General features: G+C 72.8%; 14 protein-coding genes and 1 pseudogene. 10 read left to right on the forward strand and 5 right to left on the reverse strand.

What is annotated here, in order from left to right; genetic code table 11:
- Positions 1 to 1,203, forward strand: a 1,203-nt coding sequence (argH, locus tag AB0J68_RS14960) for an argininosuccinate lyase (protein ID WP_363938915.1), incomplete at its 5' end; no start/stop codon positions are given.
- Positions 1,204 to 1,246: 43 nt separating this feature from the next.
- On the opposite strand, the gene AB0J68_RS14965 is transcribed toward argH, so the two are convergent.
- Positions 1,247 to 1,600 carry an MmcQ/YjbR family DNA-binding protein gene (locus AB0J68_RS14965; protein ID WP_354857859.1) on the reverse strand — a complete coding sequence of 118 codons (354 nt, stop codon included), beginning with the start codon at positions 1,598 to 1,600 and terminating at the stop codon, positions 1,247 to 1,249.
- Positions 1,601 to 1,715: 115 nt separating this feature from the next.
- Positions 1,716 to 2,141 (reverse strand): DNA-binding protein, encoded by a 426-nt coding sequence (locus AB0J68_RS14970; protein WP_363938917.1) that lies wholly within the window; start codon positions 2,139 to 2,141, stop codon positions 1,716 to 1,718.
- 93 nt (positions 2,142 to 2,234) lie between these two features.
- On the opposite strand from AB0J68_RS14970, the gene AB0J68_RS14975 reads away from it, so the two are divergent.
- From AB0J68_RS14975 to AB0J68_RS14995, 5 genes are all read left to right on the forward strand, one after another.
- On the forward strand, positions 2,235 to 2,876 hold the full coding sequence (locus tag AB0J68_RS14975; protein WP_363938919.1) for a DNA-3-methyladenine glycosylase: 642 nt from the start codon (positions 2,235 to 2,237) through the stop codon (positions 2,874 to 2,876).
- An 89-nt stretch (positions 2,877 to 2,965) separates the two neighbouring features.
- Complete coding sequence (locus tag AB0J68_RS14980; RefSeq protein WP_354857865.1) at positions 2,966 to 4,051, forward strand: exo-alpha-sialidase; 1,086 nt, start codon at positions 2,966 to 2,968, stop codon at positions 4,049 to 4,051.
- The gene (locus AB0J68_RS14985; RefSeq protein WP_007458463.1) at positions 4,052 to 4,327 is read left to right on the forward strand and encodes a ubiquitin-like small modifier protein 1; all 276 of its coding nucleotides are present in this window, start codon (positions 4,052 to 4,054) and stop codon (positions 4,325 to 4,327) included.
- Positions 4,328 to 4,449: 122 nt separating this feature from the next.
- Positions 4,450 to 5,592 carry an LLM class flavin-dependent oxidoreductase gene (locus AB0J68_RS14990; protein WP_363938920.1) on the forward strand — a complete coding sequence of 381 codons (1,143 nt, stop codon included), beginning with the start codon at positions 4,450 to 4,452 and terminating at the stop codon, positions 5,590 to 5,592.
- Positions 5,589 to 6,287, forward strand: a complete 699-nt coding sequence (locus AB0J68_RS14995; protein ID WP_355067122.1) for an FMN reductase — start codon at positions 5,589 to 5,591, stop codon at positions 6,285 to 6,287. The genes AB0J68_RS14990 and AB0J68_RS14995 overlap by 4 nt, the downstream gene beginning before the upstream one ends.
- Here the strand turns inward: AB0J68_RS14995 and AB0J68_RS15000 are convergent.
- Positions 6,217 to 7,125, reverse strand: coding sequence for a universal stress protein (locus AB0J68_RS15000; protein ID WP_363938924.1), 909 nt, complete (start codon positions 7,123 to 7,125; stop codon positions 6,217 to 6,219). The genes AB0J68_RS14995 and AB0J68_RS15000 overlap by 71 nt on opposite strands.
- A 127-nt stretch (positions 7,126 to 7,252) precedes the next feature.
- On the opposite strand from AB0J68_RS15000, the gene AB0J68_RS15005 reads away from it, so the two are divergent.
- The 3 genes from AB0J68_RS15005 (at position 7,253) to AB0J68_RS15015 (ending at position 9,873) form a co-directional block, all read left to right on the forward strand.
- Positions 7,253 to 7,753, forward strand: a complete 501-nt coding sequence (locus AB0J68_RS15005) for a GNAT family N-acetyltransferase (protein ID WP_363938921.1) — start codon at positions 7,253 to 7,255, stop codon at positions 7,751 to 7,753.
- A gap of 9 nt (positions 7,754 to 7,762) precedes the next feature.
- Positions 7,763 to 8,404 carry a hypothetical protein gene (locus AB0J68_RS15010; RefSeq protein ID WP_354857874.1) on the forward strand — a complete coding sequence of 214 codons (642 nt, stop codon included), beginning with the start codon at positions 7,763 to 7,765 and terminating at the stop codon, positions 8,402 to 8,404.
- 125 nt (positions 8,405 to 8,529) lie between these two features.
- Positions 8,530 to 9,873 carry a hemolysin family protein gene (locus AB0J68_RS15015; protein ID WP_354857877.1) on the forward strand — a complete coding sequence of 448 codons (1,344 nt, stop codon included), beginning with the start codon at positions 8,530 to 8,532 and terminating at the stop codon, positions 9,871 to 9,873.
- 60 nt (positions 9,874 to 9,933) lie between these two features.
- Here the strand turns inward: AB0J68_RS15015 and AB0J68_RS15020 are convergent, their stop codons facing one another.
- Complete coding sequence (locus AB0J68_RS15020; protein WP_354857884.1) at positions 9,934 to 10,317, reverse strand: PaaI family thioesterase; 384 nt, start codon at positions 10,315 to 10,317, stop codon at positions 9,934 to 9,936.
- A 106-nt stretch (positions 10,318 to 10,423) separates the two neighbouring features.
- On the opposite strand from AB0J68_RS15020, the gene tyrS reads away from it, so the two are divergent.
- The gene (gene tyrS, locus AB0J68_RS15025; RefSeq protein ID WP_354857887.1) at positions 10,424 to 11,716 is read left to right on the forward strand and encodes a tyrosine--tRNA ligase; all 1,293 of its coding nucleotides are present in this window, start codon (positions 10,424 to 10,426) and stop codon (positions 11,714 to 11,716) included.
- Between the two features lie 143 nt (positions 11,717 to 11,859).
- Here the strand turns inward: tyrS and AB0J68_RS15030 are convergent.
- Positions 11,860 to 12,251: pseudogene (locus AB0J68_RS15030) on the reverse strand (hypothetical protein); the annotation flags it as partial.

Genomic DNA, 12,251 nt, shown 5'->3' on the forward strand with positions numbered 1-12,251 from the left:
CGCTCGGGGGCGTTCCGGCCCTCAGTCGTCGTCGTGGACGTGCACACGGTGTTGGTGGGGGGCGTTTTGGAGCGCCGGGGCTGCGTCGGCGGCACGGGGGGCGCGGGCCGGTCGCGCAACTACCAGGTCGCCACCGACCTGCGGCTCTACCTGCGTGACCACGCGCGGGGGGTGGCCAGCCGCCTCGTCGAGCTGGCCGAGGCGCTCACCGAGCAGGCCGAGCGGCACATCGGCACCGCCGCGCCCGGCATGACCCACCTCCAGCACGCCCAGCCGGTCACCTTCGGGCACTGGCTGCTCGCCCACGTGCAGCCGCTGCTGCGCGACCTGGAGCGGCTGCGCGACTGGGACCACCGGGCGGCGATCAGCCCGCTCGGCGCGGGCGCGCTCGCCGGGTCCGGGCTTCCGTTGGACCCGGTGGCCGTGGCCAAGGAGCTGGGCTTCCGGACGTCGTTCGCCAACTCGATGGACGCGGTCGCCGACCGGGACTTCGTGGCCGAGTTCCTCTTCACCACCGCGCTGATCGGGGTGCACCTGTCCCGCCTCGGTGAGGAGGTGGTGCTCTGGACCTCACACGAGTTCGGCTGGGTGGAGCTGGACGACGCATTCGCGACCGGTTCGTCGATCATGCCGCAGAAGAAGAACGCGGACATCGCCGAGCTGGCCCGGGGCAAGTCCGGGCGGCTGGTCGGCGGCCTGATGACGGTGCTGACCATGCTCAAGGGCCTGCCGATGACGTACGACCGGGACATGCAGGAGGACAAGGAGCCCGCGTTCGACGCGGTCGACACCCTGGAGCTGCTGCTGCCGGCCCTGGCGGGAATGATCTCCACGATGACGGTCCGGGTGGACCGCCTCGTCGCCGCTGCCCCGGTCGGCTTCTCGCTGGCCACCGAGGTCGCCGACTGGCTGGTCCGGCGCAACGTGCCGTTCCGCGACGCGCACGAGATCACCGGTCGGCTGGTGGCGCTCTGTGCGGCCCGGGAGTGTGAGCTGGAGGACGTCTCCGACGCCGACCTGGCCGCGGTCAGCGAACACCTCGACCCGTCGGTGCGCGACGTGCTCTCGGTGCGGTCGGCCCTCGCGGCCCGGACCACCCCCGGCTCGACCGGCCCCGGCCCGGTCGCCGACCAGCTCGCCGCCGCCGCGGACCGGCTGGCCGGCTGGCGGGACTGGGCCACCGAGCGGGTCGTACCCCGCTGACCTCGCCGTGGCGTCGGCGCGAGCCGCCGGCGCCACGGTCGGTTCAGGCCGTCGGGCGCTCCCGCTTGGGGAGCTTGGCCACCACCATGTCGTACGACGCGTCGACCGCCTCGGTCAGCTCGTCGCCGTCGATCCCGCCGTCGAGGCGCAGGGTGTTCCAGCCGGACCGGCCGATGTAGGCCATCGGGCGAGCGTCGTCGGGGTGGCGGCGCAGCCACTCGTCGGCGATCTCCCGGGTCTGGCCGCACTTGATGCCGACCGTGGGCCTTCCGTCGCCGTTGCCGAGGAACGCGAAGATCCGGCTGCCCACCTTCACCACCTCGTCGCCCTCCCACGGCCGGTCCAGCCACGCTCCCGGCTTCGCCAGGCAGTACGTCAGCATCTCCGCGCGTTCCATGGGTGCCTCCTCGTCGTGCGCACAGTCTGCCCGCCCCGGCCGCCGCCGCGGGGGTGCCCGGCCGATCCGCCCGCCCGGTCGTCTGGGGTCAGCCGGTCGCGTCGTGTCCGGTGGCTCAGGCGATCTGCTCGGCCGAGCGGGCGGCGACCCGCTCGTAGCGCTGCCGGGCCGCCTGCGCGCTGCCCAGCCCCAGCCCGTACGCGATGGACTGCCAGGTCAGCCCCCGGTCGCGGGCCAGCGTCAGCAGCCCCGCCTCCAGGGCGTCCAGCTCGGCGCGCACGTGCGGCAGCAGGGTCAGCGCGGCGGTGAGGTCGGCGGCGTCCACCGGTTCCTCGGTGGGCTCCCGCTCGGCGCCGCCGGCGGCGAGGGCGGTGACCAGAGCCACCGCCTCCCACGGGTCCAGCACGTACGGGTGGGCCCAGCGTCCCCGTCGGGCATCGGAGCCGGCGTGGCGTTCGCCGATCCGTTGCAGCGCCTCGTGGGTGCGGTGGGCGCGGGCCCGGGCCGGGTCGGGCGCGGTGAACAGCTCTTCGGTGGTCATGCTCCGAGCACACCCCATCAACGTGACCTTGTCAACAGATTGTTGAAGCGCGGCGACGGGGTGATCAGATTGCCGCTGGGTACCGTTCGGGTCATGGAGCTCGCGCCGGACGACCGCAGCACCGACGCCGACCGGGAGGCGCTGGCCGGCCTGCTCGCCGGTCCACTGCTGCCGGCCGCGCGGGGCCTGCTGGGCTGCCGGCTGTCCGCCGGCGGGGTCACCGTCCGGATCACCGAGGTCGAGGCGTACGCCGGCACGGCCGGTGACCCGGCCTCGCACGCCCACCGGGGCCGCACCGCGCGCAACGTGGTGATGTTCGGCCCCGCCGGGCACGCCTACGTCTACTTCACCTACGGGATGCACTGGTGCATGAACGTGGTCACCGGGGTCGAGGGGGAGGCCGCCGCCGTGCTGCTGCGCGCCGGTGCGGTGGTCGAGGGCCTGGACACCGCGCGGGCTCGCCGGCCGACGGTACGGCGGGACGTGGACCTGGCCCGGGGGCCGGCCCGGCTCTGCGCCACGCTCGGCATCGACCGCGCGGCGTACGGCGCGTACCTGCTTGGCGACGGTCCGGTCCGGTTGCGCCCGCCGGTTCGGCCGGTGCCGGACGAGACGGTGGTGGCGGGGCCCCGGGTCGGCGTGACCGGCGCGCACGATCTGCCCTGGCGGTTCTGGCTCGACGGCGATCCGACGGTCAGCGCGTACCGGCGACACGTGCCCCGCGTCCGGCGCTGAGCGCGGCTTCCGGCGTGTGGCCGGCGGGATCTGTCGGGGGGTGTGGCCATAATCACCCCACCTGCCCACCGACGGCTCGGAGGACGTCCATGCCAACGCTGCTCGCGATCGGCACCGCGAAGGGGTTGTTCCTCGCCACCAGCACCGATGACCGGCGCACCTGGGAGGTCAGCGGCCCGCACCACCCGGGGACGAGCGTCTACGCGGTCGCGCTCGACACCCGCCGGGCCACCCCGCGGCTGCTCGCCGGGGTGACCAGCTCGCACTTCGGGCCCAGCGTCGCGACCAGCGACGACCTCGGCGCGTCCTGGGACGAGCCCGACCACGCGCCGGTCGCGTTCCCGGCCGACACCGGCGCGACCCTGGGGCGGGTCTGGCAGCTGATGCCGGGCGGCGCCGACGAGCCGGACGTGGTCTGGGCCGGCACCGAGCCGTCGGCGCTGTTTCGCTCCACCGACGGTGGCCGCAGCTTCGAGCTGGTCCGCGCCCTCTGGGACCACCCGCACCGCCCGCACTGGCAGGCCGGGTTCGGTGGCCAGGCCGTGCACACCGTGCTGCCCCACCCGCGCGACCCGGCCCGGGTGCTGGTCGCCATGTCCACCGGTGGCGTCTACCGCTCGCAGGACGCCGGGGCGAGCTGGGCTCCGGGCAACGTGGGCATCCGCGCCGCCGGCCTGGCCGACGAGTGGCCGGAGTTCGGCCAGTGCGTGCACAAGGTCGCGCGGGACGCCGGCAACCCCGAGCGGCTGTACGCGCAGAACCACTTCGGCGTCTACCGCTCCGACGACGACGGCCGCACCTGGTCGTCGATCGCCGACGGGCTGCCCAGCGACTTCGGCTTCCCGATGGTGTCGCACCCCGGGCGGCCCGGGATGGTGTGGACGTTCCCGCTGGTGGCCGACGTCGAGCGGTTCCCCACCGACCACCGCTGCCGGGTGTTCCGCTCCGCCGACGCCGGCGCCAAGTGGGAGCCGCTGTCGGTGGGCCTGCCCGAGGGCCCGTTCTATCCGGCGGTGCTGCGCGACGCGATGTGCGCGGACGACGCCACACCTGGCGGCGTCTACTTCGGCACCCGCTCCGGCGAGGTCTACGCCAGCCGGGACGAGGGCGACTCCTGGTCGCAGGTGGCCGCGCACCTGCCCGACGTGCTGTGCGTCCGGGCGGCGGTGGTCTGAGTGGTCACCGTGCTGTTGCCCGGCCCGCTGCGCGGCGAGGCCGGCGGCGCCAGCCGGCTCAGTGTCGACGCGGGCGGCACGCTGGGGGCGGTCCTCGACGAGCTCGCCGCCGATCATCCCCGGCTGGCTCGGCGGATCCGCGACGAGCGCGGCGAGCTGCGCCGCTACGTCAACGTCTACGTCGACGGGGAGGACTGCCGGCACTCCGGCGGGCTGGCCACACCGGTCGGCGAGGGCGCCCAGGTGCAGGTGCTCCCCTCGGTCGCCGGGGGCTGATTCCCGCGGGTGACCGGCGCCACTGCCAGGTAGGCCGCCGACGGAATAGTTGACTTGTCAAATAAGTTGTGGGCTGCGTCCGGGTACTACGACGGCACCCGGTTGACACGCGAGGAGCTGTCATGCAGTTCGGAGTCTTCACCGTCGGTGACGTCACGGTCGATCCGACCACCGGTCGGGAGCCGACCGAGCATGAGCGGATCAAGGCGATGGTTGCCATCGCGCTGAAGGCCGAAGAGGTCGGGCTCGACGTCTTCGCCGCCGGTGAGCACCACAACCCGCCGTTCGTCCCCTCGTCCCCGACCACCATGCTCGGTCACATCGCGGCTCGCACCGAACGGCTGCTGCTGTCCACCGCGACCACGCTGATCACCACCAACGACCCGGTGAAGATCGCCGAGGACTACGCGATGCTCCAGCACCTGTCCGACGGCCGGGTGGACCTGATGATGGGCCGCGGCAACACCGGCCCGGTGTACCCGTGGTTCGGCAAGGACATCCGCGCCGGCATCCCCCTCGCGATCGAGAACTACGACCTGCTGCACCGGCTGTGGCGCGAGGACGTGGTCGACTGGAAGGGCAAGTACCGCACCCCGCTGCAGTCCTTCACCTCGACGCCGCGCCCGCTCGACGGTGTGCCGCCGTTCGTCTGGCACGGCTCGATCCGCAGCCCCGAGATCGCCGAGCAGGCCGCGTACTACGGCGACGGCTTCTTCGCCAACCACATCTTCTGGCCCAAGGAGCACACCCAGCGGATGGTCGAGCTCTACCGCCAGCGGTACGCGCACTACGGCCACGGCACCGCCGACCAGGCCATCGTCGGCCTCGGCGGCCAGGTGTTCATGCGGCGCAACTCGCAGGCCGCGGTCCGGGAGTTCCGGCCGTACTTCGACAACGCCCCGGTCTACGGGCACGGGCCGTCACTGGAGGAGTTCACCCGGGAGACCCCGCTGACCGTGGGCAGCCCGCAGCAGGTCATCGACCGCACCCTCGGCTTCCGCGAGTACGTCGGCGACTACCAGCGGCAGCTGTTCCTGATGGACCACGCGGGCCTGCCGCTCAAGACGGTGCTGGAGCAGCTCGACCTGCTCGGCGAGGAGGTCGTGCCGGTGCTGCGCAAGGAGTTCGACGCCCTGCGCCCGGCGCACGTGCCGGAGGCGCCCACCCACGCCTCGCTGGTCGCCGCGGCCGGTGGCGTGAAGGACAGCACCGTGCACGCCGTCGACGACGTGACGGGCAAGGCGCCGGAGGGGGCGACCCGATGACCCGCCGTACGCTCGCCGTCGTCTCGGCGGGGCTGAGCCAGCCCTCGTCCACCCGGTTGCTCGCCGACCAGCTCGCCGGGGCGACCCGCGACGAGCTGGTCCGGCGCGGCGCCGAGGTGGAGCTGCGGGTCGTCGACCTGCGCGAGTACGCCCACGACGTGGTCAACAACATGCTCACCGGGTTCCCGCCGGCCGGCCTGCGCGAGGCCATCGACGCGGTGACCGGGGCGGACGGCATCATCGCCGTGACGCCGATCTTCAACGCGTCGTACAACGGGCTGTTCAAGTCCTTCTTCGACGTGCTGGAGGCCGACTCGCTCGTCGACCGTCCGGTCCTCATCGGGGCCACCGGCGGCACCGCCCGGCACTCCCTCGCCCTGGAGCACGCCCTCCGCCCGATGTTCGGCTACCTGCGGGCGGTGGTGGTCCCCACCTCCGTCTTCGCCGCCCCGGAGGACTGGTCCGGTGGCACCGCCGACGGCGCCCTGCGCGGCCGCATCCGTCGCGCCGCCAGCGAGTTGGCCGACCAGGTCGAGCGCCGGCTGCCCACCAGCGGCCCCGCCGACCCGTTCGCCCTCACCACCGACTTCCTGCAGATGCTCGGCGGGGGCGACGACGCGCCGGTCACCTCGGAGGGTCGTACGGGTGCGCGACCAGCACCGGGCAGCGCGCGTGCTGAATCGCAGCCTGGCTGACCGAGCCGAGCAGCAGACCGGCGAAGCCGTGCCGGCCTCGGGTGCCCACGACCAGCAGCGACGCCGTGCCGCTGGCCTCGATGAGCCCCGGGGCCGCGCCGGCCGCCCGGACCGGGTGCTCCCGCACCACCAGATCGGGATGCCCGGTCCGGACAGCCGCGGACGCCTCGGCCAACAGCCGCACCGCCTCGGCCAACAGCCGCACCGCCTCGGCCTGGTACGCGGCCTGCGCCTCTTCGACCTCGTCCGGCACCGGCCGGTCCCCGTCCAGCGGGCCGACGTGCGCGAGCACCAGCGGGACGTCTCGTAGCGCCGCCTCGGTGGCGCCGTAGCCCACGGCCAGCCGGGACGACTCGGACCCGTCCACGCCGACCAGCACCGGCGCGTCCGCGTCGATCGGCTGCTCGTCCGGTCGGACCACCAGCACCGGGCAGTGCGCGTGCGCGGCCACCTGGGCACCGACCGAACCGAGCAGCAGACCCGCGAACCCGCCCAGACCGCGGCTGCCCACCACGACGAGATCCGCCCGTCGGGACTCCTCGACCATCGTCGCGCCGGGGCCGCCGGCGACCTGACGGGCCTCGACGGCCAGGCCGGGCCACCGGTCGGCCAGGTCGGCCGCCGTCCGCTCCACCATCTTCCGCGACTGGTCGGTGGGCGCCGGCACCCCGAGGTCGTACGGGTTGAGGGGCACGCCGTAGCCGAGCGGGTGCAGGTAACCGTGCACCAGGAGCAGCGGCCGGGACCGGAGCAGGGCGGCGTGGGCCCCGTGCTCGGCGGCGACGAGGCTGGACGGCGATCCGTCCACACCCACGACGACAGGTCGGTCCATCGGCACTCCCAGGGTCGGTCGACTCATTGTCGGCGGCGCGGGGCCCGCGGTGACGCCGAACGCGCCGGTCGGCGGTCGACCGTCGACGCGCCACCGGCTCCGAACTGTCACCGGCGCTGCGTACCCTCGCCGGATGACCTCCGATGTGCGGCTGCGGCCGGTCCACGAGGACGACCTCGTGGAGTTCTTCCTGCACCAGCAGGACCCCGAGGCGAACCGGATGGCCGCGTTCGGCCCCAAGGACCCGTCCGACCACCGCGAGTTCGCCCGGCACTGGGCGCGGGTGCTCACCAACCCGGCGAACCGAGTCCGCACCATCGAGGCCGACGGCGAGGTGGTCGGTTACGTCAGCGCCTTCCTGGTCGACGACCAGACCGAGGTCAGCTACTGGATCGACCCGGCCCGCTGGGGCCGGGGCCACGCCACCGCGGCCCTCGCCGCCCTGCTGCGCGAGCTGCCCCGGCCGGTGCACGCCCGCGCCGCCAAGGACAACGCCGCCTCCCTCGCGGTGCTGCGCAAGTGCGGGTTCGTCGTGGTCGGCGAGGATTCGGGGTACGCCAACGGGCGCGGGGCCGAGGTCGAGGAGTGGCTGCTGGAGCTGCCCGCCGACGCCCCTGACCTGGTCGGGCACTAGTCTCGCGGGGTGAACTGGTTGGATCTGGTCGGCTGGGCCGGCTCCGCGGTGCTGGTGTGGTCGCTGCTGCAGTCGCGCATCCTGCGGCTGCGCGCGCTCAACCTCGTCGGCTGCGTCGTGCTGATCGGCTACAACGCCGCCCTTGAGGTCTGGCCCATGGTCGGGCTCAACATCGTCCTCGCGGTGATCAACATCTGGTACCTGCGGGGGATGCTCGCGACCCGCCACGACGAGCAGACCTACCAGGTGGTGGAGGTCGGCGTCGGCGACCAGTTCCTGGCGCACACGCTGCGGATCCACGCGCCGGACATCGCCCGGTTCAACCCCGACTTCCACTGGGACCCGGCCGCCACCGACCGGTCGGCCTTCCTCGTGGTCACCGCTGACGAGGTGGTCGGGGTGGTGCTGTCGCACGCCGAGGCGCGCGGGGTCGCCCAGATCGACCTGGACTACGTGACCCCGAAGTTCCGCGACTTCACCCCCGGCGAGTTCGTCTACCGGCGCAGCCGCCTCTTCACCGAGCGGGGCTTCCACCGGGTGGTCAGCCCGCCCGGCATGGTCGCCCCCTACTACCATCGGCTCGGCTTCCGCCCGCAGGGCGACTCGTACGTGCTCGACCTGCCCGCGTCACCGGCGACCGATTCGGCGTAGCGTCGCCGGAGCAGGATTCGGCCGCGGCCGCACGGGGCACAGAAGCGCGTACGCCGGGCGGGCCAGCCGACCGGCGGGCGCCGTGCGTACGGCCGGTGCCACCACCGTGAGGGAGCGAACCGGGCGTGCAGAGCTACGGGAGCCAACTGGCCCTGGTCGGGATCCTGGTCGTCATCAACGCGCTCTTCGCCGGCAGTGAGATGGCGCTGGTGTCGCTGCGGGACAGCCAGATCCAGCGGTTGGAGCGCACCAGCCGGGCGGGACGGGTGCTGGCCCGGCTCGCCAAGGATCCGAACCGCTTCCTGGCCACCATCCAGATCGGCATCACCCTCGCCGGCTTCCTGGCCTCCGCCGCCGCGGCTGTCTCCCTGGCCAAGCCCCTCGTTCCGCTGCTCGGGGTGTTCGGGAGCGCCGCCGAGACGGTGGCGATCGTGGTGGTGACCCTCGCGCTGACCTTCGTCACCCTGGTCTTCGGCGAGCTGGCCCCCAAGCGGATCGCCATGCAGTCCGCCGAGCGGTGGGCGCTGCTGGTGGCCCGCCCGCTCGACCTGCTCGCCAGTCTCACCCGCCCGGCCGTCTGGGCCCTCGGCGCCACCAGCGACCTGGTCGTACGCCTGGTCGGGCTCAACCCGAAGCACCAGCCGGAGGAGATCGGCCCGGACGAGCTGCGCGACATCGTCGCCGGCAACCACGGCTTCACCAAGGAGCAGCGCACGATCATCGCGGGCGCCGTGGAGATCGCCGACCGGCGGTTGCGGGCGGTGCTCGTACCCCGGTTGCGGGTGTTCACGCTCGACAGCGGAACCACCGCGGAGGCCGCGCGGCTGGTGCTGGCCGCCACCGGGCACTCCCGGGCGCCGGTGGTGCGCCACGGCGGCCTGGACGACACCGCCGGTGTGATCCACCTGCGTGACCTGGTCGGCGTGCCCGACGACCGCCCGGTCGACGAGATCGCCCGCCCGCCGATGCTGCTGCCCGACTCGCTGCCGGTGGTGGACGCGCTGCGGCAGTTCAAGGCCGAGCGCCAGCACATCGCGCTGGTCGTGGACGAGCGCGGCGCCGTCGACGGCATCGTGACGCTGGAGGACATCCTGGAGGAGATCGTCGGGGAGATCTACGACGAGACCGACCGGGACGGCTACTCGGTGCGCCGCGAGCCGGACGGCGCGATGGTGCTGCCCGGCACCTTCCCGGTGCACGACCTCACGGACATCGGCGTCGAGCTGCCCTCGCGCCCGGCCGGCGACTACACCACAGTCGCCGGACTGGTGCTGGCCCGCCTCGGGCACATCCCCACCGTGGCCGGGGAGGACGTGAGCCTGGACGGCTGGGTGCTGACGGTGGCGGGCATCGACCACCGGGCCATCACCGAGGTACGTCTGAGCCAGGTCCCCGCCGAGGACGGCGACGACAACGATGACGACGCCGACCAGGCGATCGAGCCGGTGCTGGACGAGGCCCGCAACTGACCGTCCCCGGGTGAGCGGCCGCGCTACACCGCCGCGGCCGGGCCCGTTCGAGCCCGACGGTCAGTCGCGGGAGAGGTTCTGCAGCCGGACCTGACCACGGGCGACCAGCCGCTCGTCGGCGTCGCTGATCTCCACCTGCCAGAGCTGCTGGCTGCGACCCCGGTGCACCGGAGTGCCGACCGCCCGCAGCTCGCCGTCGCGGACGGCCCGCAGGAAATCGGTCTGGTTCGACACCCCGACCACCGTGCCCCGGTCGGCCAGCCAGAGCGCCCCCCCGATGCTGGCCGCGGTCTCCACCACCGAGCAGTACACCCCGCCGTGCTGGATGCCGAACGGCTGGTGCAGCTCCGGGCGGACCTGCCAGCTGATGACCACCCGGTCGGCGGTGGCCTCCTCGAATTTCAGGCCGAGCAGGGCGACGAAACCACCCGTCAGATCCGGCATCTCCACGGCGAACCCCTCCTCGATCAACGGGGCGCAAGCCTAGCCGGAGCGGGTTGCGTCAAACCCGGTACGGGTCGGAGCCGGCGATGGGGGAGAATTGGTGACCGTGACCGACAGCAGCCTCCCGCCGCCCGGGCGGTACTCCCTGACCGACGACCTGCTCTGGCGTGGCCTGATCCAGGACTCGACCGGCCTCGACGAGCTGCGCGAGCTGCTCGACGGCGGGGAGGCCACCACCTATTACGTGGGCTTCGACCCCACCGCGCAGAGCCTGCACGTCGGCTCGCTCATGCAGGTCATCACGGCCCGCCGTCTGCAACTCGCGGGTCACCGCCCGTTGCTGCTGGTGGGCGGGGCGACCGGGCAGATCGGCGACCCGAAGGAGAGCGCCGAGCGGACGCTCAACCCGCCGGAGGTGATCGCCGGCTGGGTCGAGCGGATCCGCGAGCAGCTCGCGCCCTTCGTGTCGTACACGGGTGAGAACGCGGCCCAGCTGGTCAACAACCTCGACTGGACCGGCGAGATGTCGGTCGTCGAGTTCCTCCGCGACGTGGGCAAGCACTTCCCGGTCAACAAGATGCTCGCCCGGGAGGTGGTGCGCGCGCGGCTGGAGACGGGCATCAGCTTCACCGAGTTCAGCTACCAGCTGCTGCAGGCCAACGACTTCTTCGAGCTGCACCGCCGCTACGGCTGCCAACTTCAGTTCGGTGGGTCCGACCAGTGGGGCAACATCACCGCCGGCGTCGACTACATCCGGCGGCGCGGCGCGGGGCCGGTCCAGGCGTTCACCACGCCGCTGGTCACCAAGGCCGACGGCACGAAGTTCGGCAAGACCGAGGGCGGCGCCGTCTGGCTCGACCCGACCATGACCAGCCCGTACGCCTTCTACCAGTTCTGGCTCAACGTCGACGACCGAGAGGTCGACCGCTACCTGCGGTACTTCAGCTTCCGCTCCCGGGACGAGCTGGAGGAGCTGGCGAAGGCGACGGCCGAGCGGCCGGCAGCCCGGCTGGCCCAGCGGGCGCTGGCCGAGGAGTTGACCACCCTGGTGCACGGCGCCGAGGAGACCCGGCAGGCGGTCGCCGCCAGCCAGGCGCTGTTCGGGCGCGGTTCGCTTGACGATCTGGCCCCGGAGACGCTGCGCGCGGCGCTGACCGAGGCCGGTCTGGTGCGTATCCCTGGCGAGCTGCCGGACGTGGCGGGTCTCCTGCGGGACTCCGGGCTGGCGACGGGGCTCAAGGAGGCGCGGCGCGTGATCGCCGAGGGCGGCGCCTACGTGAACAACAACCGGGTGACCGAGGTGGACGCCACGGTGTCCAGGGACGACCTGCTGCACGGTCGGTACCTGGTGCTGCGCCGGGGAAAGCGGTCGTTCGCAGGCGTTGAGCTGGGCGAATAGTCGGTTGTCGACGATGTGACGGGGGACGCGTCCGGCAGATTTGACGATCATCGGGCCGGACGCGTAACTTTCTCTCTGCCAGCGCGGAACGGACGAAACAGGCGAAAGCCTGAAGCGGCCGGAGCGCGGCGACGACTTCGGGGTCAGGCGGGTTCGCCGGCCGGATCCCGCCGGGTGGTGCCCACGGAAAACGCCGCGAGGCGGATTTGGTGCGGCGGAACCGACCGGGTAAAGTAGTCAGCCGGCAGGGAAACGGGCGAGCAAGCGGGAAACCGCTGCGGCCGGCCTGCCACCACCGTGACGAGAGCGGCGCAAGCCGGTCGAGACATGGTGCCCGCAACACGGGTTAAAGCACGACGAACCGCGAAACACCGGTTTGACACGGCAGAAACCAGCGGGTAACGTAGTAAAAGTGCCTGGCGCTGGAAAGCGCCGAGCACCGGTACGAAAAGCCCCGGGATGGTGGCCCACTGGTTGGGTCTTCTGATCGGTGTGTGGTTGTTCTTTGAGAACTCAACAGGGTGCTTGTAAAGCC

This window comes from Micromonospora sp. NPDC049580 (assembly GCF_040675595.1).
In the GTDB taxonomy this organism is placed as follows: Bacteria; Actinomycetota; Actinomycetes; order Mycobacteriales; family Micromonosporaceae; genus Micromonospora.

What these genes read in the sequence shown, in the direction of transcription:
- AB0J68_RS15020 (WP_354857884.1), bottom strand. Translation starts at nt 10,317, where the DNA reads ATGCCGGATCTGACGGGTGGTTTCGTCGCCCTGCTCGGCCTGAAATTC.
- AB0J68_RS14980 (WP_354857865.1), top strand. Translation starts at nt 2,966, where the DNA reads ATGCCAACGCTGCTCGCGATCGGCACCGCGAAGGGGTTGTTCCTCGCC.
- AB0J68_RS14990 (WP_363938920.1), top strand. Translation starts at nt 4,450, where the DNA reads ATGCAGTTCGGAGTCTTCACCGTCGGTGACGTCACGGTCGATCCGACC.
- AB0J68_RS15005 (WP_363938921.1), top strand. Translation starts at nt 7,253, where the DNA reads ATGACCTCCGATGTGCGGCTGCGGCCGGTCCACGAGGACGACCTCGTG.
- AB0J68_RS14965 (WP_354857859.1), bottom strand. Translation starts at nt 1,600, where the DNA reads ATGGAACGCGCGGAGATGCTGACGTACTGCCTGGCGAAGCCGGGAGCG.
- AB0J68_RS14975 (WP_363938919.1), top strand. Translation starts at nt 2,235, where the DNA reads ATGGAGCTCGCGCCGGACGACCGCAGCACCGACGCCGACCGGGAGGCG.
- AB0J68_RS14970 (WP_363938917.1), bottom strand. Translation starts at nt 2,141, where the DNA reads ATGACCACCGAAGAGCTGTTCACCGCGCCCGACCCGGCCCGGGCCCGC.
- AB0J68_RS14995 (WP_355067122.1), top strand. Translation starts at nt 5,589, where the DNA reads ATGACCCGCCGTACGCTCGCCGTCGTCTCGGCGGGGCTGAGCCAGCCC.